Here is a 20,912-nt window from a genome sequence, read left to right as displayed (position 1 = left end):
TGCTAGATTTAGCTCTTTTCGATTTTATCAGCAATAATTATGTAACCGTTAAGCTATAATCTTATAATGGTTTTTCTATGATATGAGTACATCTTTATGATATTATTAACGATATGTGATGTTTTCTTTTATTTAAGAACTAATATGCTTTTTTCACTTTATAATCTTCGTTACATAAAATTCATCATTCTTTTCTTTTTTTGATTGGTCATTCTCAGTATAATGGTATTATTATGACTTTTCACCGTTGTAATTGACGGATAATTTTTATAAAATAATAACGTGAATGTTAAATATGGAGAAGGTGCGGACGAATGTGTGGTTTTATTGGTTGTGTGCATGATAAAGCACAAAAAGTTTTAGAAGAAAATGAAAAACAGTTTAAAATAATGAACGACTTGATCACTCATCGCGGTCCCGATGACGCAGGATATTACTTTGACGACTATGTTCAATTTGGATTTCGTCGTTTAAGTATTATCGATATTAAGAGCGGCCACCAACCATTATCGTATGAAAACGAACGATATTGGATTATTTTTAATGGTGAAATTTACAATTATGTAGAATTACGTGAAGAACTATTAAAAAACAACAAAGTTACATTTACAACAAACTCTGATACAGAAGTGATCGTTGCTTTATATAGTAAACTAAAAGAAAAAGTGGTTGAGAAGCTTCGAGGGATGTTTGCCTTTGTTATTTGGGATAAGAAAGAGCAGACATTATTTGGAGCACGTGATCATTTTGGAATAAAACCGTTTTTCTACATGGAAGATGAAAAGCGAACTTTTTTTGCCTCAGAAAAGAAAAGTATTTTACACGCGTTAGAAAATGATGTTATAATTTATGAATCACTTCAGCATTATTTAACGTTTCAGTTTGTTCCAGAGCCAAATACGATGTCAGAAGGAATTTGTAAGCTGGAACCAGGTCATTACTTTACAAAAAAGATAGGTTCAAAAATGGAAATCAAACAGTACTGGAAAGCAACATTTAATCCTGTCGTAAAATCAGAAGAAAATTATGTTAAGGAAATTCGTGATATTTTATTTGATTCTGTTGAGAAACATATGCGTAGTGATGTTCCTTTAGGATCGTTTTTATCAGGTGGGATCGATTCCTCAATCATTGCTTCAATTGCCAGTAAATTCAACCCGAAAATTAAAACATTTTCTGTCGGTTTTGAACGAAATGGATTTAGTGAAATTGATGTAGCAAAGGAAACAGCTGAAAAAATCGGTGTGGAAAATATTAATTATGTTATTACTCCTGAAGAGTATATGAATGAACTGCCGAAAATTATGTGGCATATGGACGATCCTTTAGCTGATCCTGCTTGTGTGCCGCTTTATTTTGTTGCTCGTGAAGCGAGAAAGCATGTTTCGGTTGTTTTATCAGGAGAAGGTGCTGATGAGTTGTTTGGCGGGTATAATATTTATCGTGAACCACGCTCGCTAGCCATGTTCGATAAAATTCCAAATATATTTAAAGCGCTGTTAAGAAAAATAGCACGAATGATGCCTGAAGGAATGAAGGGGAAAAGCTTTATTGAGCGCGGATGCACTCCTCTTGAGGAGCGTTATATAGGGAATGCAAAAATGTTTACAGAGGATGAAAAGCGCGAGCTTCTTCTTGTACATAAAGAAGCTATTCAATACCACTCAATTACAAAGCCATTTTACGAAGAATGTCAAAACTATGCTCCTGTGGAAAAGATGCAATATATAGATATTCATACGTGGATGCGCGGTGACATTTTGCTGAAGGCAGATAAAACGACGATGGCACATTCTCTCGAATTAAGAGTTCCATTTTTAGATAAAAATGTTTTTGAAATCGCATCTAAACTACCGACTAACTTAAAAATTGCAAAAGGAACAACAAAATATATTTTGCGAAAAGCAGCGGAAGGAATTGTACCAGATCATGTTTTAAATCGTAAAAAACTCGGTTTTCCAGTTCCAATTCGTCACTGGTTAAAAGAGGAAATGAACGAATGGGCGAAAACGTTAATTTACGAAAGCAAAACAGATCATTTGATTAATAAATCCTATTTATTGCAACTATTAGATGACCATTGTCGTGGAAAAGGGGATTACAGTCGAAAAATTTGGACTGTTCTTATGTTCATGATTTGGCATAGTATCTATATTGAGGAGAAATACAATTTTGCTGAAGTCTCTAGCAAGGAAAAGTCAGTTCAACCAATGAATTAATCCCGAATTCTTTAATTGGGGTACTCCAATACCCCTAAAATAAAGCAGGTGGAGAAAAACAAAACAGTGTTTTTTTCCACCTGCTTTTATATGTTGATTCTGACTAGCTTGTCTAGTAACTTTCAAGAGATTGTGGGGGATAAGAAACATCCCTCACATTTTATGGAAAATAAAGTAATTTATTTTGTTTGTAATGATTTATAATACAAGCCTTTTTCTACATACTCTCTTGAAATACGCTTCATATCTTGAATATCTTCTTCTGTTAACTCACGAATAACTTTTGCAGGTCGGCCAAAAGCTAAAGTATTAGGAGGGATCACTTTTCCTTGAGGAACGAGACTGCCAGCACCGATAAATGCACCTTCACCAATTTCGGCATTATCAAGAATAATTGATCCCATTCCGATTAAAGCTTTCTTGCGGATTTTACAACTATGTAAAATAACTTGATGGCCAATTGTTACCTCATCTTCAATAATAAGTGGATTATTTGGACTTTGGTGCAATATTGAATGATCTTGAATGTTAACTTTTTCCCCAATATATGTTGGGGCAACGTCACCACGGATAACGGTATTAAACCAAACACTTGAATGAGCACCAATTTCAACATCACCTGTAATTGTTACATAGTCTGCTATAAATGCTGTTTCAGATATTTTCGGACTTTTGTCTTTATACGGATAAATCATCGTAACTCTCCTTTTTGTTGAAAAATTTACTATTTAAATTGTAACGAAAATTCAATCATTTTTGTCAAAAAACGAAATAAAATTGTATTGCTTATCATTTAACCTCAAGGAATGCTATCATTAATATGTAGATGTTAGTATACAGAAAGCTATATTACATTAATCCTCACCTTAAAAAGGAAGAAAACTTTTTTGCGAAAATGATCCAGCTTTCATGTTATCATACGTTATTTTCCTAAACAAGGAGTATTTGCTCGGTTACAGAAGGTAAAACAAAACTTCAAATTAGATTTAATTTCGATTAAATATATTATAAATGGTGGTGTTATGATGTCGATTCCTTCAGACCCTTTTTCGCTTATGGTAAAGGTTTATAAGGATATTCTTCCGACTGTACATCGTGAATTAAATTATTGGAAAAAAACGAGCTAAGGGAAATTCCAAATACCGAACTTCGCAATCAAGCACTTGCGAGTATAAAACACAAAACATTTCATTGTGAGGGCGGTTCTATTTTGGCATTAATGGCTAAAGGACGAAATAAAGAGGCAATTCGATTTATTGTTGCTTATCAAACGATTAGTGATTATTTGGACAACTTATGTGATCGCAGTACTTCACAAGATGCCAAAGATTTTACTGCCCTTCATGAATCAATGGAGGATGCAATCTCATTAGAGAGAGAATTAAATAAAAACTACTATCGCTATAGACAAGATCAAGATGATGGCGGTTATTTAGCTGAGCTTTCGGCCACATGCCGGGATGTTTTAAAAAATATTGTTCATTATGATAAAATAAAAGAATATTTAGAGGAGCTTTGCAGTTATTATTGCAGCTTGCAAATTCATAAACATGTAATTGAAGAAGAAAGGGTTCCACGCTTGAAAAACTGGTTTGCCGATCATCAAAAATCTATTCCTGATATGGAATGGTATGAATTTTCTGCTTGTTCAGGCTCAACATTAGGCATTTATTGTTTAGTTTCATATGCGATGCAAAGCGACTTCCGAAGTGAACAAGCGCTAAGAATTCGAAACGGTTATTTTCCATATATACAAGGATTGCACATTTTACTTGATTATTTTATTGATCAAGAAGAAGATTTAGCTGGCGGCGATTTAAATTTTTGTTTTTATTATGAAGATGAGACTCATTTGTTTAAGAGATTAAAACACTTTATAAGAGAGGCAGATAAACATACGAACGGTCTCCCGCATAAGCGTTTTCACCAGCTGATTAATAGAGGATTACTGGGTATTTATTTTTCAGATGATAAGGTAAAAAAGCAGAAGCATGTGCAAAAAGTAGCAAAGGAAATGATGAAATTCGGCGGGTTTATTAGCTACTTTTTTTATTTAAATGGAAGGGTATATCGGAAGTTTCAGAAAAGAACTTTAGTGAAAAGAGCAGAATAAAAATAGTTGTTTTTTTCCTAACAAGAGGTGTATAAAAAATGAAATTAGCACTAAGTGTATTAGATCAATCACCAGTTTCAGAAGGGATGACTCAAGAGGAAGGATTAAAAAATACTGTAAAACTGGCTCAGCATGTTGAAAAGCTAGGATATCGAAGATTTTGGGTTTCTGAACACCATGACACGATGAGTTTAGCAGGATCTTCTCCAGAAGTATTAGTTGCTCATTTAGCTGCAAAAACAACTAAAATTCGTGTTGGTTCTGGTGGAGTTATGCTTCCTCATTACAGTTCGTATAAAGTTGCAGAAAATTTTAAAGTGCTCGCAGCACTTAATCCAAACAGAATTGATTTAGGAATTGGCCGCGCCCCAGGCGGAATGCCGAGAGCGACTATGGCTCTTCATGACGGAAGACCGCGAGATGTGAATCGGTATCCGCAACAAGTTGATGATTTGTTAGATTATCTACATCATATAGAACGAGAAAATCATCCTTTTCCGGGATTAAAAGCAACAACACCATCATAAAAGAAGTGTTCCACAAGTTTGGATGCTTGGTTCAAGTCCTTCAAGTGCATTACTTGCTGCTGAAAAAGGGTTACCTTATACATTTGCACAGTTTATTAATGGTGAAGGGGGAGTTGAATATACAAAAAAATATCGTAAATATTTCCAACCATCACCTTATTTAACTGAACCAAAAAATATTGTCGCAATTTTTGTCATTTGTGGGGAAACGAAAGAAGATGCTGAGCGGATAGCATCAAGCTTAGACTTATCATTACTTATGATTGAACAAGGAATGAAATCATTGGGAACTCCTAGTCCAGAAAAAGCAGCAGCTTATTCTTATAGCCCGTTTGAACTTGCAAGGGTGAAGGAAAATCGTAAAAGAATGATCGTTGGGGATCCTAAAATGGTAAAAGAACAAATAGTAGCTTTAAGTGAAGCATATGAAACGGATGAAGTAATCATTGTCTCAATTATGTATGATTTCCATGATAAATTAAAATCTTTTGAATTAATCGCTAATGAATTTCAGCTTTGAGCCCATTTATGAAAGATTGAATGTACCGTAGTACGAAGTGAAAAAAATTAAAATGGAAAGTATGCGAGCGTTTGTATGTATTGTATTTAAAACTAACAATCAGTGATTTTTCCACTGATTGTTAGTTTTTGTTTATTTTTTTTCAATCGCAATAATAAACGGAGGGTTGTTCACTTGGTTAATAAATTGATATTGCAGTACGTGAGCAATTGACTGATCAAGATTTTTTACATATTGAAGAACGGCTTCTCGTTCTAGCGCACCTTCTTCGTGTCCATGGTAAATAACTAACACGATCACTCCTTCAGATGCCATTAGTTGTAATAATTGCTCTATTGCTTTAATAGTTGTTTTCGGTTTTGTAACAATCTCCTTGTTACCTCCAGGTAAATACCCTAAATTAAACATCGCTCCAGAAATTTTTCCTGTATAATCAGGTGAAATGACTTCGCTTATATGTTCATGACCTATATGGTGTAATGAAGCCCTTCTTAATACACCGTTTTCTGCTAATCTCTTTTCCGTTATTTTGACTGCTTTTTCTTGAATATCAAAGCCAAATACTTTTCCGTTCGAGCCAACAAGATTTGCTAAAAATAACGTATCGTGTCCATTTCCTAATGTTCCATCTACAACGACATCACCTTTTTGCACTGCTTTTTCCATTAATGATCGAGCGAATTGTAAAATTTTTTCTAATTTCATATTGTTTCCTCTCGACAACCATGTTCAAAGAATTTTCCTTGCCAACTATTTCGGCGTTTTAATTCTGCATCTATTGCATTTAACACTTCCCACTTATTAACACTCCACATCGGTCCAATCATTAAATCGATTGGTCCATCGCCAGTAATTCGGTGAATAACCATATCAGGTGGTAAAATTTCAAGTTGATTGCATACTAAATGAATATATTCTTCAAATGTTAAAAATGTAAGCATTCCTTTTTCGTATTGTTTTTCCATTGGAGTTCCTTTTAAAAGGTGTAATAAATGAATTTTGATTCCTTGTACGTCGAGATTTGCAACTTCTCTTGCTGTTTCCATCATCATATCTTTTGTTTCAAGAGGAAGCCCGTTAATAATATGGGCACAAATACGAATTCCGTGTTTACGGAGTTTATTTACACCCTCAAGGTAGCATTCATAATCATGTGCTCGATTAATAAGTTGGGCTGTTCTTTCGTGTACGGTTTGTAAACCCAGCTCGACCCACAAATATGTGCGTTTATTAAGCTCTGCTAAATATTCTACTACATCATCAGGTAAGCAGTCTGGTCTCGTTGCAATCGAGAGTCCAACAACACCTTCTTGCTTCAACACCGTTTCGTAGCTTTCACGCAAAACATCAAGAGGTGCATGAGTATTCGTAAATGCTTGGAAATAGGCCATATATTTTCCGTCTTTCCACTTTCGGTGCATTTTTTCTTTAATCTCTTTAAATTGTGTTTCTAGGCTGTCAGCACGGTTACCTGCAAAATCTCCAGATCCTGCTGCACTGCAAAAAGTACAGCCTCCAAAAGCGACAGTACCATCACGATTTGGGCAGTCAAAACCTGCATCCAAAGCGATTTTAAAAACTTTATGACCAAATACTTTTCGTAAATGATAATTCCAAGTATAGTAACGTTTATTATCACTTGCATAAGGGAAAGGATTTTGAGTCACTTAACATATCTCCTTTTACAGGGGTGTACAATTTCGTTTCATATCCCTCTGTCTGTATCATCATTCTGTCCCATTTGAATTTTAACATGAAGATAACAGCTAATCCAATTGTATTGTTTTTCCCTTAATTAGAAAAAAATCTGTTCTAAATAAAGGTGTAGAATGTCAAGAGATGAATACAATAAAAAATGAAGCGATATGCTTCATTTTTTGTATATACGAGGGGGGTAAAAAATGGCTACTCGTCAATCGATAGAACAATTTATTCAACAATGCGAAGATTCACTTCGATCTGCTCAAGAGCAAATGAACGAGGGCAGCAAACAAGAGTTTTATCATGACGAAGAATTTACAAATGCGATGCAAAATCTTGAAGAAACTTATAATGACTTATTAAAGCTCTATCATAGTGCGAATGCACAGCAAAGAGAACAACTGCATCGGATGAGACTCCAAATTCAGCAAATGCAAACGAATATGATTTTGGTTCACTATTAGTTTAGTTGAACTTTTTGCGGGATCAGTAAAGAAAAATAGGTCACATTGATTAAAAATCCGTATTACTTTAAAGGTGATACGGATTTTTTAATGACTATTTTTCATGATTGACAAACTGTTTAAATCGAATGGTAGAATATAGCATAGAAAATGAATGTTGAACGAGGGTGAGGATATGAATACATTGAAGGATATCCCAATTGCAATGTTAGAAACAATTCTAGAAGAAGCTATTGAATGGCTTGTAGTTGTAGATAAGGCCGGTAATATCATTTATATAAATCGGAACTATTGTCATTTTCTCGGTGTTAATAGAGAAGAAGTCATTGGGAAACATGTATCGAATGTGATTGAAAATTCACGTATGCATATTGTTGTAAAATCAGGAAAAGAAGAGATTGCTGATCTTCAATATATAAAAGGAAATTATATGATTGCAAATCGCATTCCAATTCGTTCTAACGGAGAAGTAATCGGTGCATTTGGGACTGTTTTTTTTAGAGATGCACAAGAATGGATGAAAATGAATAGCCATGTTAGAAGTTTATTTTTAAAAATGCAAAGCTACATTCAAGATATTGATAGTGGAGTAAAATATGGATTATCTGACATATTAGCCGTGTCAAAATCGATGAATGATTTAAAAGAAAAAGTAAAAATGATTGCACCTAGTGATATATCTATTTTAATTTGTGGAGAAAGCGGTACAGGCAAAGAATTATTTGCCCATAGCATTCATCAACTGAGCGGGCGCAGTCATCAACCGTTTGTAAAGGTTAATTGTGCCGCAATTCCAGAACATCTTCTTGAATCGGAGTTATTTGGTTATGAAGAGGGAGCCTTTACTGGAGCAAAAAGGGGCGGAAAAAAAGGGAAATTCCAATTGGCTGATGGGGGGACGTTATTTTTAGATGAAATTGGTGACATGCCTCTAAATATGCAAATGAAGCTTTTACGTGCATTACAGGAAAAGGAAGTTGAACCAATCGGCTCAACAAAACCAATTTCAGTAGATGTTCGGATCATAGCCGCTACAAATAGACCGTTAGAAAAAATGATGAAAGAAAAACGATTTCGAGAAGATCTATATTATCGAATTAGTGTTGTCCCATTTAATATTCCCCCTCTAAGAGACAGAATGGAGGATTTGTCGGTCCTTTGTGATTATTTTATTAAAAAAATATGTAAAAAGGCAGGGAAGCGAATAAGCGGAATTGCTAAAGAAGTGATGAATTTATTTAGTCGTTATCAATGGCCTGGAAATGTAAGAGAATTAGAAAACGTGATCGGTGCATCTATCCATTTATCAAACGGTGATATGATTACGATGGACTCTTTACCCGAACATATGAGAGAACCATCTCAATTTCCGTTAGGTGAAAAAAAACTGAAAGAAATTTTGGAGGAAACGGAAAAAAGCTTGCTTATGCAAAGTTTAAAAAAATATCAAAATGACAAGCGAGAGGCTGCAAAGGCACTTGGGATTAGTAAATCAACCATGTACGAAAAATTGAAAAAATATGAGCTAAGTTAAAGAAGTGTCCGAAAATCCGGAATGAATTCCGAATTTCCGGACACTTTTCATTCTCGTAAAATGCTTGACACTTTTAGGCGGGAATAAAGCAGTCTACTTAGAAAAGCTCTTTCATTAGTAAATAAAAATAAATAATTATTCCGGAAGTTCGGAATGAAATTATGAAATATTCTTGAAATTCGTACGTTTATAAGCGATATCAATTTGGCATGAAAGTTGCTTTATTTAAAGGTGCACTAAAAACGAAAGGAGTCTGTATTATTTTAGAACCGCGAACAAAGGTTGAAATTTTTAAGGGGGGAGAAAAAATGCTCAGCATGATCGGTTTAATTGGGGGACTAGCGTTACTCATTATATTGACAATGAGGGGAATGAACTTATTAATTGTAGGTCCCATTTCAGCACTATTTGTTGCATTATTGAGTGGAATGCCATTGTTCCCGCAACTCGTTTCTGAAGGAGAAGCAAACTTTGTTGGAAATTATATGTCTGGTTTTTCGGGCTTTGTAACGTCCTGGTACTTAATGTTTTTACTTGGAGCGATTTTTGGAAAGGTAATGGAGGATAGCGGAGCTGCGGATAGTGTTTCAAAATTTGTTGTCGAGAAGCTAGGGATGAAATACGCTGTTCTTGCTATTGTAGCTGCTTGTGCTGTTTTAACATACGGCGGTGTAAGCTTGTTCGTTGTTGCTTTTTCTGTTTATCCGATGGCAATCAGTTTGTTCAAAGAGGCCAACTTACCTCGACGCTTTATTCCTGCAGCACTTGCATTCGGTTCAGTCACTTTTACGATGACTTCGGCAGGTTCACCTGAAATTCAAAATTGGATTCCAATCGAATATTTGGATACTACACCTTACGCCGGGTGGGAAGTAAGTTTAATTGTTGCAATATTCATGGCCATTTTCGGTTACTGGTGGCTCAAACGAATGATTATGAAAGCGGTATCAAACGGTGAGACTTTTATCAGACAAGAATCAGATCCAGTGGTAGGGAATCAACCACTTCCAAATCCTTTTATGGGGATGATCCCTTTAATTGTTGTACTCATCATTTCCTTTATTTTCCATAATTCTTTAAAACAATCTGCTCTTATTATCGCTCTTTTATGCGGAGTAGTGGCAACGTATTTATTAAATAGACGTTACTTTAGACATTTTTGGAATGCTGTTTCTGAGGGGACACTTGGTGCTTTAATTGCTATTGGTAATACTGCGGCAGTTGTAGGATTTGGAGGGGTTGCAAAAGCAGCGCCAGCTTTTGAAGCTGCTGTTCATTACATGACAAGTATACCTGGAAGTCCGCTCATTGGCGGAGCGCTAGCAGTTAGTGTAATTGCTGGTATGACTGGTTCGGCATCAGGCGGACAGGTGATCGCCTTACCGGTTCTTGCTCCTCATTATCTTGATATGGGTGTAAATCCAGAAGCACTTCATCGGGTTGCAGCGATTTCGTCAGGTGCACTTGATTCATTGCCGCATAACGGATATGTTGTAACAACTATTAGAGCCATTTGTGGTGAGAGTCATCAAGCTGCTTACAATCCTATGGCTGCGGTATCAGTAATTGTGCCACTAATCGGTGTAGCATTAGCAATTTTATTATTTTCATTTGGACTAGGAATTTAACAGTACTAATTGAAAGGAGCTTACGGATGATTCAAAATAAAGTTGTTTTTATTACAGGAGCTGCTTCAGGGATCGGTTATAAACTTAGCAAAAAATTTGCTGAAAATGGAGCAAAAGTTGTCTTAACAGATATCCAAGAGGACGCTGTAAAAAAATGTGCAGAAAGGCTTCGTCAAGACGGTTTTGAAGCGGCTGGAATAAAGTGTGACGTAACATCTGAAGCAGATATTCAGCAAGCAATCAAAAAAAGTATCGCCCATTATGGCAGTTTGGACATATTAATAAATAATGCAGGGGTACAGCATGTTTCAATGATTGAACAGTTTCCTACTGAAAAATTTGAGCTTTTAATTAAAATAATGTTAACTGCTCCTTTTATGTTTATAAAGAATGTGGTGCCAATTATGAAAAAAAAACGGTTTGGCAGAATCATAAATATGGCATCAATTAATGGATTAATTGGTTTTGCAGGAAAAGCTGCGTACAATAGTGCGAAGCACGGAGTAATCGGATTAACTAAAGTAGCCGCATTAGAAACCGCTTCTTATGGAATTACTGTGAATGCTATTTGCCCTGGTTATGTAGATACGCCACTTGTGAAAAATCAACTGGCCGATCTAGCTAAAACGAGAAATCTTCCAATTGAAAAAGTACTTGAAGAAGTTATTTTTCCATTTGTACCTCAAAAACGATTGCTTTCTGTTGATGAAATTGCTGATGTAGCGATTTTTTTAGCAGGTGAGTCTGCAAGGGGAATGACAGGTCAGGCAGTTGTCATCGATGGAGGATATACAGCACAGTAGCGATGCTATCGATACGAATAAGATATTAATATTGAATAAAATATAGGGAAACTACTCATTATTAAAGTTTCCCTCTTCATTTAAGAGCTGATAAACGATGGAATTTTAGTTAATCTCGAATGATTCCATAACTTGATCCTACTATAACTTCTTTCCCATTTTGATTACGATATACTGACTTCATTTCTACTTTTTTGAAGCCTTCCATTTGTACAACATTTGTAATGGTTATTTCGCATGTTACAGTATCCCCAGTAAAACCGGTCGAATAAATTCACTGACCATCTCTCTTGCGGTGTAATTTAAACGCCCGCCAATTTTCGTTCCTACACTAGCAGTTAATAACCCTTGAACCATTAAACGACCTTTTTCATCATGCTCAATATGATGTCTTCCTTGGTCGTCTGAAAGACGTCCAAAATACAAAACATCTTCTTTAGTAAAAGTTCTTTCCCAAGTATAAACGTCACCAATTTTTATTATAAAAACACATAATTTTCGTAATATTCAGTATATTAATTTTAACATAAAAGTCAATGAATAACCATTCATTCCCCTTTAATCAATCATTAAAATAGAAAATATATGATAAGGCTCTTTAAACAATCATTGAACTAACGAGGGAAAAAGGTGTGATGATTTAAATTGAACAATGGTCAATTAATTGAAGGAGATTTTCATATCGAGGAGGTTAAAAAAATACGAATGATTTTTATAAAAAAAAATAGTTAAATGAAGACTAGTTCAAAAAGGCTTTGCTATTTATTTTTAGTTTTAGTATAATCATTATCAATAAAGGTTAGTTGGGAATCGTGATTCTGACACGATATGCTTCAATACTCCAATAAATAGGAATTTACAATTTTTTGTAGTTATATAACTGATTACGAAGATAAGGAATAGTAGTGGACAATTACTCGTATTAGAGAGTTGGCGGCTGGTGTAAGTCAACCGAGTAAACCATGAACTCGCCTTTGAGTTGCATGCTTGAACGAAAATTACAAGTAAAGCTGCCGTTTTCCGCGTTAAGGATGAATGAAGTGAGTGTCTTATACACTAATGTGGGTGGTACCGCGGGAGTAAAAGTAAAATCCTCTCGTCCCAAATTTGGGATGAAGGGGATTTTTTTTTTTTCATCTATATAAAGTGTAAAAGCGTTAAGTTGCATATCGTAAAATGGTAATTTGACTGGATTAACAAGGTGAAGGAGGATTTTTTAAATGAGTTTTAATCATAAAGAAATTGAGGAAAAATGGCAAAAATATTGGGAGAAAAATAAAACATTTAAAACGATTGAAGAAGAAGGAAAGCGAAAGTTCTACGCACTTGATATGTTCCCATATCCTTCAGGAGTAGGTCTTCACGTCGGACACCCAGAAGGATATACTGCAACAGATATAATATCAAGAATGAAACGTATGCAAGGATTTAACGTCCTCCACCCAATGGGGTGGGATGCGTTTGGTCTTCCCGCTGAGCAATATGCGTTAGATACTGGTAACGATCCAGCACAATTTACTGAAAAAAATATTCAAACATTCCGTCGTCAAATTAAATCTTTAGGCTTTTCCTATGACTGGGATCGAGAAATTAATACAACTGATCCGCAATACTACAAGTGGACACAATGGATTTTTAAAAAGATGTTTGAAAAGGGGTTAGCTTACATTGATGAGGTTCCTGTTAATTGGTGCCCAGCTTTAGGTACGGTGTTAGCAAATGAGGAAGTCATTGATGGTAAAAGTGAACGCGGTGACCATCCAGTTGAACGCCGTCCGATGAAGCAGTGGATGTTAAAAATTACTGAATATGCCGATCGTCTCCTCGATGATCTAGAAGAATTGGATTGGCCAGAGAGCATTAAAGAAATGCAACGTAATTGGATTGGCCGCTCAGAAGGAGCAGAAATCACATTTAGTATTGACGGATTTACTGAAACGTTTACTGTTTTTACAACTCGTCCAGATACTCTTTTTGGATCAACATATGCTGTACTTGCACCAGAACATCCTTATGTCGAAAAAATAACAACTGATAGTCAGCGTGAAGCTGTAACTGCTTATTTGGAAAAAAATAAACGCAAAAGTGATCTTGAACGAACGGATTTGGCAAAAGAAAAAACAGGTGTTTTTACTGGAGCATATGCTATTAATCCAGTAAATGGAGAAAAAATGCCAATTTGGATTGCGGATTATGTATTAATGAGCTATGGAACAGGAGCAATTATGGCGGTTCCGGCTCATGATGAGCGTGACTATGAATTCGCTAAAAAGTTTAAATTACCAATAAAGGAAGTCGTTGCAGGCGGCAATATCGAAAAAGAGGCGTATACAGGAGACGGAAAACATATGAACTCGGAGTTTTTAGATGGTTTAACTAAAGACGCCGCAATAACAAAAATGATTGAATGGCTTGAAGAAAACAAGCTCGGAACAAAAAAAGTCACCTATCGTCTTCGCGACTGGTTATTTAGCCGTCAACGTTACTGGGGTGAACCGATCCCTGTTATTCACTGGGAAGATGGGACAATGACAACCGTATCTGAAGAAGAACTTCCGCTTAAACTGCCAAAAACAACGGAAATCAAACCTTCAGGAACAGGCGAATCACCTCTTGCAAACATAAAGGACTGGGTAGAAGTAGTTGATGAAAAAACAGGTAAGAGAGGCCGCCGAGAAACAAATACGATGCCTCAATGGGCAGGAAGCTGCTGGTATTATTTACGCTATACCGATCCTGCGAACGATCAAGCGCTTGCTGATCCAGAACGGCTAAAAAAATGGCTTCCAGTCGATATTTATATTGGTGGCGCAGAACACGCGGTTCTTCATTTGCTTTACGCACGTTTTTGGCATAAGTTTCTTTATGATATCGGTGTTGTTCATACAAAGGAGCCATTCCAAAAGCTCTTTAACCAAGGGATGATACTTGGAGCAAATAATGAAAAAATGAGTAAATCAAAAGGCAACGTTGTGAACCCTGATGAAGTGATTGAAAGTCATGGAGCAGATACACTTCGATTGTACGAGATGTTTATGGGGCCGCTTGATGCCTCAATTGCTTGGTCAACTAATGGACTTGATGGTTCACGTCGCTTCCTAGATCGAATATGGCGTTTATTTGTAAATGAAGATGGTTCTTTAAATTCAAAGATTCAAGACGTTGAAGAATGTAAATCGTTAGAAAAGGTATATCACCAAACAGTTAAGAAGGTAACAGAGGATTACGAAATTTTACACTTTAATACGGCAATATCTCAGTTGATGGTATTCATAAATGAATCTTACAAAGCGCCCGTTTTATCAAAAAGTTACATGGAAGGGTTTGTAAAGCTTCTTTCACCGATTTGCCCACATATTTCTGAGGAACTTTGGGAAAAGCTTGGCCATAAAGAAACGATTACGTATGAAGCTTGGCCTGCTTATGACGAAGGGAAACTAATTGATGATGAAGTGGAAGTTGTTATCCAAATTAATGGTAAAATAAAGGCAAAAGTAATGGTTCCAAAAGATGCTTCAAAGGAAGTATTAGAACAGCTTGCGATGGAAGACGAAAAAATAAAAGAGCAAATTAGCGGAAAAACGGTTCGAAAAGTTATTGCTATTCCTGGTAAGCTTGTTAACATTGTAGCAAATTAATTAGTTCACTAAAAAACAATTGGTGATGTCGGCATTAACTAACTTAAAAATAAACTGGTGTATTATTACCAGTTTATTTTTTTTAGAGCTTAAAGATGATGGACTGAAAAAATCCCTGAATGTAAAGTATACTTGACAAAATGTAAATTGAACTTTACAATAATAACGAATTAAAGAGGTGAGGTTATGAATGACATTATCAAATCGAGTAAGAGAATTACGAGCCAAATATGGGTTGACACAATCTGACCTTGCTAAATCTGTTGCTGTTACTAGGCAGACGATTGTTGCTTTAGAAAAAGGGAGCTACATACCGTCATTATTATTAGCGATGAAAATTGCTCATGTGTTTAACTTACAAATTGAAGAAATTTTTTTCATGGAGGGAGAAGAATGAATATACGGCGTAACGGCTTCATAACAGTTACTGTATTAGTCTTGTTCGGTTGGGCGATGGTGGCATTTTATGATGCGCAAATTCAGTTTGCGGAAGTCATTAAAAATCAACCGTCTAAGTGGGAAATCGAATTACATTTAACACCTTTATTAGCAGCTCTATTAATTGGCGGGGCTCTATCTGCGATTATGTTTGTTAGTAATAGAAAGAAGCGAAGCTCATTAAAACAAGCATTTTTGTTACCCCCAGAATTAGAAGAGATGGATGAACGGGAAAAACAAATTACAGCAAAAGCTTGTCGTGCCTCTTATATTTCTATGGGTTACCTTTATCCGATTGTAACAGGGTTAATGCTTTTTTATCCATTTGTAAATGAAATGATTCCTTATTATCCAATTATAGTGATTTTGTTGTTGCCGTTCATTCAGTTTGTAGTGTATTTTATTTCATTAAAACGAAACTATTAAAGTAGCTATTTCGCCGAAGGGGGATTTTGAAAAAATGGAAGAAATTCAGATTATTACTCCTGAACAAGTAAAAGCAAAGGTTGAAGCTGGTGAAAAGTTAAATATCATTGATGTACGAGAAGAGGAGGAAGTTGCGTTAGGTACAATTCCGGGAGCTATTCATATCCCAATGGGAGAAATTCCTTTTTCTTTAGCTTCTTTTGATAAAAATAAAGAGTATATTTTTATTTGCCGTTCTGGAAATCGAAGTGGACACGTTTGTTATTACTTGCAAGAACAAGGATTTAATGTATGGAATATGATTGGCGGAATGCTTGAATGGACAGGGAAAACGATCTAGTAGATCGAGAGCGTCTAGCTAAGTATAGGCGCTTTTTATTTTTTACGATCGAAATGCTAAACATCCTTCTAATCTCCTCCATTCTGCTTCTTTAAAGTGGAAAAAGCCCCACCTTATTTAAAGCACTGAAAGATCATGATGAATGAAATCTTGCTAATCTAACGATTGTTATATGAATAATTGACTGCTTGTTTTAATATAATAATAGAAAAAAAGAAAGGGAGAGAAACGCTTGATTCAGGTCAAATTGTTTGACTATGAGCATGAACAAGATTTAGAAATAGAAATGAATCAATTTTTAAAACGTCTGGATGAGGAGAAAATAGTGGATATTAAATACAATATCGCAATTATACAAGAGGATGAAGACGAACAAATTTATTGTTTTTCTGCAATGGTTATATATCGCTCTAATTAATATGCATGTCCCTAACTTTCTAAAGTCGTTAAAAAATTTTCATAATTTTCAGTAAAATGAATATTTTTTATTGACGACTTGCATAATGGGGGAGTGGAAACGTTGGTTAAAATAAATTTATTAACACAAATTTTTATTGCTTTTGTTATCGCAATTATTTTAGGAGTTATTTTTGGGGCATCTATTAGTGTATTGCAACCATTTGGTGATTTATTTTTACGATTAATTAAATTTATCATCGCTCCATTAATATTATCTTCTTTAGTTGTAGGGATAGCCAGTACAGGTGATCCGAAACAGCTTGGAAGAATGGGTATAAAGACAATGGCGTATTATTTAGTAACAACTGCTATAGCAGTTATGATCGGATTAAGCTTTGCTTTCATTATTTCTCCTGGTTCAGGAGTAGAGTTAACTGTTACTGAGACAACTTTAGAGGCACAGGAAACAGCTGGCGTTGTTCAAACTATTTTAAATATTATTCCAACTAATCCATTTTCTGCACTAACAGAAGGAAATGTGCTACAAATTATTTTTTTCGCTATTTTTATCGGTTTAGCGATCACATTAGTAGGAGAAAAAGCAAAGCTTGTCTATACTTTTTTTGATGGCTTTGCGGAGATTATGTTTAAAATCACGGGGATTGTCATGCGGATAGCGCCGTTAGGTATTATTGGCTTAGTCGCACCGATAGTTGGTGAATATGGACTTTCAGTTTTGATGCCATTAATAAAGGTTGTTGCGGCAACAGCGATTGCTTGTACAGTTCATGCTTTAGTTATTTATTCATTTGCTGTAAAAAGCTTTGCAAAGATGAATCCGTATACTTTTTTTAAAGGAATTGGACCAGCAGCATTAGTTGCTTTTAGTACTGCAAGCAGTGCTGGAACACTCCCAGTTACATTAAAGAATACGAGGGAAAACCTAGGTGTATCAAATCGAGTAAGTAGCTTTATTCTTCCACTTGGAGCAACTATTAATATGGATGGAACTGCGATATATCAAGGAGTTGCTATTTTATTTATTGTTCAGTTTTATGGGCTTGATTTATCATTTGTTCAGATTTTGACTGTCATTTTTGCAACGGTATTAGCTTCTATTGGTACAGCTGGTATACCAGGGGCGGGTCTCATTATGCTTACAATGGTGCTAAGCTCTGTACATCTGCCGCTTGAAGGGATTGCTCTTATTGCAGGTATAGATCGAATTCTTGATATGTTCCGGACAACAGTAAATGTCGTAGGGGATGCATCTGCAGCTGTTGTAGTGGCTGGATCAGAAAAGGAACTTAAACATTTGGAGAATTCTATTTAAAAACTCGGCTATGCCGAGTTTTTAATCTTAAAATAAATCATTAGGTTTTGGTTCTTTTTCCTGACTTTGCTGTAAGTTTTGATTAAGCTCTAATTGCTGTATTGCTAGAATAAGGCGTTCGTCATTTTGAGTTTTCTTTTTCATATAACTCATCCCTTTAAACATAAATACAATTGTAAGCACAACGATAAAGACCAACGCAATAATATATATAAAACCGAAAAGACCAAAAAACAATCCAAAAGTTGCTTCTAATGGATCAGTACTTGACATTCTTATCAACTCCTTTTCTTACGATAATATTCAAATTAAACAATTGGATTTCATGTTACTAAAACACTTAACTTTAAAACTAGCAAATAAGGATTGAACCTTTGTTTTTTGGCTTCCTTACTATTATAAACATTTTTTCCAACAAGACAATTACTTTTTTATTATTCGGTTATTATGATATTAATGAAGTTTATGATCTATTTGTTCATTTTCCCCTCTCTGATAAAGCGGATCAGCATAGCTGAAAAGCGTGGTAACAAACATTGTTTTTCGCAGTAAAAGATAAAGAAGGTTTTACATAGGATACATTGTCGAAACTCTTATTTTTGTCATTGTTTATCAAGAATAATCACATATAATTGGGGTTATACGTGAATATTTGTAGGAGGGCGCTTATATGAAAAAAATTTATCATAAGTGTGTTGCAGGGAACGTTTAACAGATAACAGATATATATCATTATTTAAATCATTTAACTGAAAAAACAATTGAACAGCAACAATTGTTGCAAAAATACGAGAAACGTTTTTTTACTGACCCACCAAACATAGCTGTCGAGGTAGAAGATCAATGGATAAAAAAAGTGATAACAGCCTATTATCACTATTTTATTGTTGTCTTAACGAATAAGTTAGCACAACAGTCAGCCGAACAGCAATTAATAAATGCTTTACATACACTTCTTCCTAATAAAGTAAAGTTAAAGATGGAAGTGATAGAGGAAGGGCTAAAGGAAATTTTTTATGAGAAAGGTTGGTATTTCCTTGGTGGAAGAACAAGCCCTCATTATGGTCCATATATATGGAGAGTAATGGAGAAGAAAACTTATGATGTTGAATTACCGAATGGGATTGAAACGGTGGACGTATACTTTATGGATGATTTTATTATGTTAAGTTGGCTTCATTTTGCTACCTTTGGTAATCTCTATGCAGGTGGCTGGGCAAAGGAAAATGGACTTTATTGTGTTGCAAGTGGATACAAAACTGATTCAGATAGTTTCCTAAACTCCTATTTAAAGCATGAGGCTCAACACTTTAACGATTATAAATTATTTCCAAATTTACTCCAAAACGATCTTGAATATCGTGCAAAGTTAGTAGAGTTAATTTACTATCCTGACTTTACTATTTTTGAGAAATTTCTCACTACTGCGAATAAAAATGAGGAAAGTCCTCACAGTTATTCAGCTTTTAAAATAATTGAGGCGTTTTCATTTAGATTTTTCCGTTGTGAAAAACTAGAAATGGATATTAAAAAATGGAAAGGTCTAGACTATAAAACGATTCAACAGTTTGCTAGACAGCTTTATGATCAACACACAAATTTGTTAATAGATCAGGGGTTAAAACAGAAGGTATAATCTAAAGAATCAAATCTCCCTTTGGATAAAAAATACATCATTTTTCCTAGAAGAGAAGTAATATTTATTAAAAATATAATCTATTTTTGGCTTTGTTATACTGTTTACTTTTATTACGTATCGATTTTTATTTCTAAATATGTTTAAGAACGAAGAAAAAGTTTAATTAGAAAATAAAAGGACATGATCGCCACAGGATCATGTCCTTTTTATGAACGCAACTTATTCTTCGTTTTTTAAAATTTTCCAAACCTTATGCAGCTTTTTCAATTCTTCTTCACCGATTTCGGGAAGTTCATTGTACCAGCGTTTTAATTCTGGGTCGTTTATAATAAACTTTGCTTTTTCTTCGTTTATTTGTTGAAAGTTTCTTATATCAGTTCGCCCTTGTAAATAATCAGTTGTTACGTTAAAAATATCAGCGAGTTTATTCACTGTTTCAAGCGATGGTTCTTTTGTGCCGTTTTCATAGGCGGTATATGTTGTACGTGCAACACACCAATTAATTTGCCAACATATTCTTGTGTGAATCGTTTATCTTTTGCCTTTGCTTCCGCTCGAAGTGCTTTTAAACGTTTCGCTAATATATCCATGTTATCACACCATTCTATACGCAAGAGGCTTTACACTAACCAACAGTTAGCGAACTCCTGCATTAAGATTTCGCTTATACATATTGTAATGTTACTGAGAGAAACTTTCAAAAAAAGCTCCATAAAGCATCGTTTGATATTGACGAGTCCCTATAGGGAACTTATAATAAAAGTAGATTACGTTACTTTAGAGAACAAACCGGAGGTGGGCATCTTGAGAGCTTGGATGAAAAAAATTCGAATAAACAAGTCATTAACCCAAGAAGATATTGCAGAACAATGTAAAATTTCAAGAAGCTACTACACACATATAGAAAATGGAACAAAAACGCCGACAGTTCCAGTAGCAAAGCGAATTGCGAACTTTTTTGATTGCGAATGGACCATTTTTTTTGAAAATGAACGTTCCTTAGAGGGTCGAAATAAAAAGAATACGCAAAAGGTAGTTTGATGAATATGAATGAAAAGGAATATATGGGGTCAAAAAAAGATGATTTTTAAACAAGGAGCAGCATGATGGTGGATCGATATTTTGCATAAGTCAAAATAGTAAAAAATCGGAGAAAAAGGTTAGGTAAAGACGGAAAAAGCAATTTAATC

At 35.0% G+C, this 20,912-nt stretch carries 19 protein-coding genes, 3 pseudogenes and 1 other annotated feature; of the genes and pseudogenes, 15 read left to right on the top strand and 7 right to left on the bottom strand.

What is annotated here, in order from left to right; genetic code table 11:
• Positions 1 to 314: 314 nt before the first annotated feature.
• On the top strand, positions 315 to 2,219 hold the full coding sequence (asnB, locus tag K6959_RS13315; protein WP_223086745.1) for an asparagine synthase (glutamine-hydrolyzing): 1,905 nt from the start codon (positions 315 to 317) through the stop codon (positions 2,217 to 2,219).
• Between the two features lie 179 nt (positions 2,220 to 2,398).
• On the opposite strand, the gene K6959_RS13310 is transcribed toward asnB, so the two are convergent.
• Entirely contained in the window at positions 2,399 to 2,914 is a 516-nt protein-coding gene (locus tag K6959_RS13310; protein ID WP_163241522.1) for a gamma carbonic anhydrase, read from the bottom strand.
• 330 nt (positions 2,915 to 3,244) lie between these two features.
• Between K6959_RS13310 and K6959_RS13305 the strand changes: the two are divergent.
• Together K6959_RS13305 and K6959_RS13300 are read left to right on the top strand one after the other, a co-directional pair.
• Positions 3,245 to 4,332: pseudogene (locus K6959_RS13305) on the top strand (tetraprenyl-beta-curcumene synthase family protein).
• A gap of 38 nt (positions 4,333 to 4,370) precedes the next feature.
• Positions 4,371 to 5,379: pseudogene (locus K6959_RS13300) on the top strand (LLM class flavin-dependent oxidoreductase).
• A 132-nt stretch (positions 5,380 to 5,511) separates the two neighbouring features.
• Here the strand turns inward: K6959_RS13300 and K6959_RS13295 are convergent.
• Both K6959_RS13295 and K6959_RS13290 read right to left on the bottom strand, forming a co-directional pair.
• Positions 5,512 to 6,084 (bottom strand): tRNA 5-(aminomethyl)-2-thiouridylate-methyltransferase MnmM, encoded by a 573-nt coding sequence (locus K6959_RS13295; protein ID WP_163241528.1) that lies wholly within the window; start codon positions 6,082 to 6,084, stop codon positions 5,512 to 5,514.
• A complete protein-coding gene (locus K6959_RS13290; protein ID WP_223086743.1) occupies positions 6,081 to 7,046 on the bottom strand; it encodes a tRNA modification radical SAM protein MnmL/YtqA in 966 nt (321 codons plus the stop codon). Before K6959_RS13290 ends, K6959_RS13295 begins: the two co-directional genes overlap by 4 nt.
• Positions 7,047 to 7,280: 234 nt before the next feature.
• Here K6959_RS13290 and K6959_RS13285 point away from each other — a divergent pair, with 234 nt between their 5' ends.
• The 4 genes from K6959_RS13285 (at position 7,281) to K6959_RS13270 (ending at position 11,509) form a co-directional block, all read left to right on the top strand.
• The gene (locus tag K6959_RS13285) at positions 7,281 to 7,544 is read left to right on the top strand and encodes a YtzC family protein (RefSeq protein WP_223086742.1); all 264 of its coding nucleotides are present in this window, start codon (positions 7,281 to 7,283) and stop codon (positions 7,542 to 7,544) included.
• Positions 7,545 to 7,719: 175 nt separating this feature from the next.
• Positions 7,720 to 9,078 (top strand): sigma-54 interaction domain-containing protein, encoded by a 1,359-nt coding sequence (locus K6959_RS13280; protein WP_163241534.1) that lies wholly within the window; start codon positions 7,720 to 7,722, stop codon positions 9,076 to 9,078.
• A gap of 308 nt (positions 9,079 to 9,386) precedes the next feature.
• Positions 9,387 to 10,706 (top strand): GntP family permease, encoded by a 1,320-nt coding sequence (locus K6959_RS13275; RefSeq protein WP_223086740.1) that lies wholly within the window; start codon positions 9,387 to 9,389, stop codon positions 10,704 to 10,706.
• 26 nt (positions 10,707 to 10,732) lie between these two features.
• Complete coding sequence (locus K6959_RS13270) at positions 10,733 to 11,509, top strand: 3-hydroxybutyrate dehydrogenase (protein ID WP_223086738.1); 777 nt, start codon at positions 10,733 to 10,735, stop codon at positions 11,507 to 11,509.
• Between the two features lie 109 nt (positions 11,510 to 11,618).
• Here K6959_RS13270 and K6959_RS13265 read toward each other — a convergent pair.
• Positions 11,619 to 11,992: pseudogene (locus K6959_RS13265) on the bottom strand (FAS1-like dehydratase domain-containing protein).
• Between the two features lie 397 nt (positions 11,993 to 12,389).
• Positions 12,390 to 12,616: a binding site (T-box leader), on the top strand.
• Between the two features lie 113 nt (positions 12,617 to 12,729).
• Between K6959_RS13265 and leuS the strand changes: the two are divergent.
• The 6 genes from leuS to K6959_RS13235 all read left to right on the top strand — a co-directional run bounded on the left by leuS (position 12,730) and on the right by K6959_RS13235 (position 18,083).
• The gene (gene leuS / locus K6959_RS13260) at positions 12,730 to 15,147 is read left to right on the top strand and encodes a leucine--tRNA ligase (protein WP_223086737.1); all 2,418 of its coding nucleotides are present in this window, start codon (positions 12,730 to 12,732) and stop codon (positions 15,145 to 15,147) included.
• Between the two features lie 190 nt (positions 15,148 to 15,337).
• On the top strand, positions 15,338 to 15,544 hold the full coding sequence (locus tag K6959_RS13255) for a helix-turn-helix transcriptional regulator (protein ID WP_163241542.1): 207 nt from the start codon (positions 15,338 to 15,340) through the stop codon (positions 15,542 to 15,544).
• Positions 15,541 to 16,011: a hypothetical protein gene (locus K6959_RS13250; protein WP_163241544.1), complete on the top strand. Its 471-nt coding sequence runs from the start codon at positions 15,541 to 15,543 to the stop codon at positions 16,009 to 16,011. The genes K6959_RS13255 and K6959_RS13250 overlap by 4 nt, the downstream gene beginning before the upstream one ends.
• Positions 16,012 to 16,045: 34 nt before the next feature.
• On the top strand, positions 16,046 to 16,351 hold the full coding sequence (locus K6959_RS13245) for a rhodanese-like domain-containing protein (RefSeq protein ID WP_163241546.1): 306 nt from the start codon (positions 16,046 to 16,048) through the stop codon (positions 16,349 to 16,351).
• Positions 16,352 to 16,583: 232 nt separating this feature from the next.
• Positions 16,584 to 16,769 (top strand): sporulation protein Cse60, encoded by a 186-nt coding sequence (locus tag K6959_RS13240; protein ID WP_163241548.1) that lies wholly within the window; start codon positions 16,584 to 16,586, stop codon positions 16,767 to 16,769.
• A 102-nt stretch (positions 16,770 to 16,871) separates the two neighbouring features.
• On the top strand, positions 16,872 to 18,083 hold the full coding sequence (locus K6959_RS13235; protein ID WP_218943927.1) for a dicarboxylate/amino acid:cation symporter: 1,212 nt from the start codon (positions 16,872 to 16,874) through the stop codon (positions 18,081 to 18,083).
• Between the two features lie 27 nt (positions 18,084 to 18,110).
• On the opposite strand, the gene K6959_RS13230 is transcribed toward K6959_RS13235, so the two are convergent.
• Positions 18,111 to 18,356, bottom strand: a complete 246-nt coding sequence (locus K6959_RS13230; RefSeq protein ID WP_163241552.1) for a hypothetical protein — start codon at positions 18,354 to 18,356, stop codon at positions 18,111 to 18,113.
• 502 nt (positions 18,357 to 18,858) lie between these two features.
• On the opposite strand from K6959_RS13230, the gene K6959_RS13225 reads away from it, so the two are divergent.
• Positions 18,859 to 19,719 (top strand): hypothetical protein, encoded by an 861-nt coding sequence (locus tag K6959_RS13225; RefSeq protein WP_223086735.1) that lies wholly within the window; start codon positions 18,859 to 18,861, stop codon positions 19,717 to 19,719.
• A 222-nt stretch (positions 19,720 to 19,941) separates the two neighbouring features.
• Here K6959_RS13225 and K6959_RS13220 read toward each other — a convergent pair whose 3' ends face one another.
• Together K6959_RS13220 and K6959_RS19290 are read right to left on the bottom strand one after the other, a co-directional pair.
• A complete protein-coding gene (locus K6959_RS13220; protein ID WP_262421994.1) occupies positions 19,942 to 20,226 on the bottom strand; it encodes a helix-turn-helix domain-containing protein in 285 nt (94 codons plus the stop codon).
• Positions 20,151 to 20,312, bottom strand: coding sequence for a hypothetical protein (locus K6959_RS19290; protein WP_262421793.1), 162 nt, complete (start codon positions 20,310 to 20,312; stop codon positions 20,151 to 20,153). The genes K6959_RS13220 and K6959_RS19290 overlap by 76 nt, the downstream gene beginning before the upstream one ends.
• A 214-nt stretch (positions 20,313 to 20,526) precedes the next feature.
• On the opposite strand from K6959_RS19290, the gene K6959_RS13215 reads away from it, so the two are divergent.
• Positions 20,527 to 20,763 carry a helix-turn-helix transcriptional regulator gene (locus tag K6959_RS13215; protein ID WP_163241558.1) on the top strand — a complete coding sequence of 79 codons (237 nt, stop codon included), beginning with the start codon at positions 20,527 to 20,529 and terminating at the stop codon, positions 20,761 to 20,763.
• The last annotated feature ends 149 nt before the right edge of the window (positions 20,764 to 20,912 follow it).

This window comes from Bacillus aquiflavi (assembly GCF_019915265.1).
GTDB lineage: Bacteria > Bacillota > Bacilli > Bacillales > Cytobacillaceae > Bacillus_BT > Bacillus_BT aquiflavi.
Note: the sequence above shows the minus strand (reverse complement) of the source record. Positions and strands in the feature narration are given on the sequence as shown.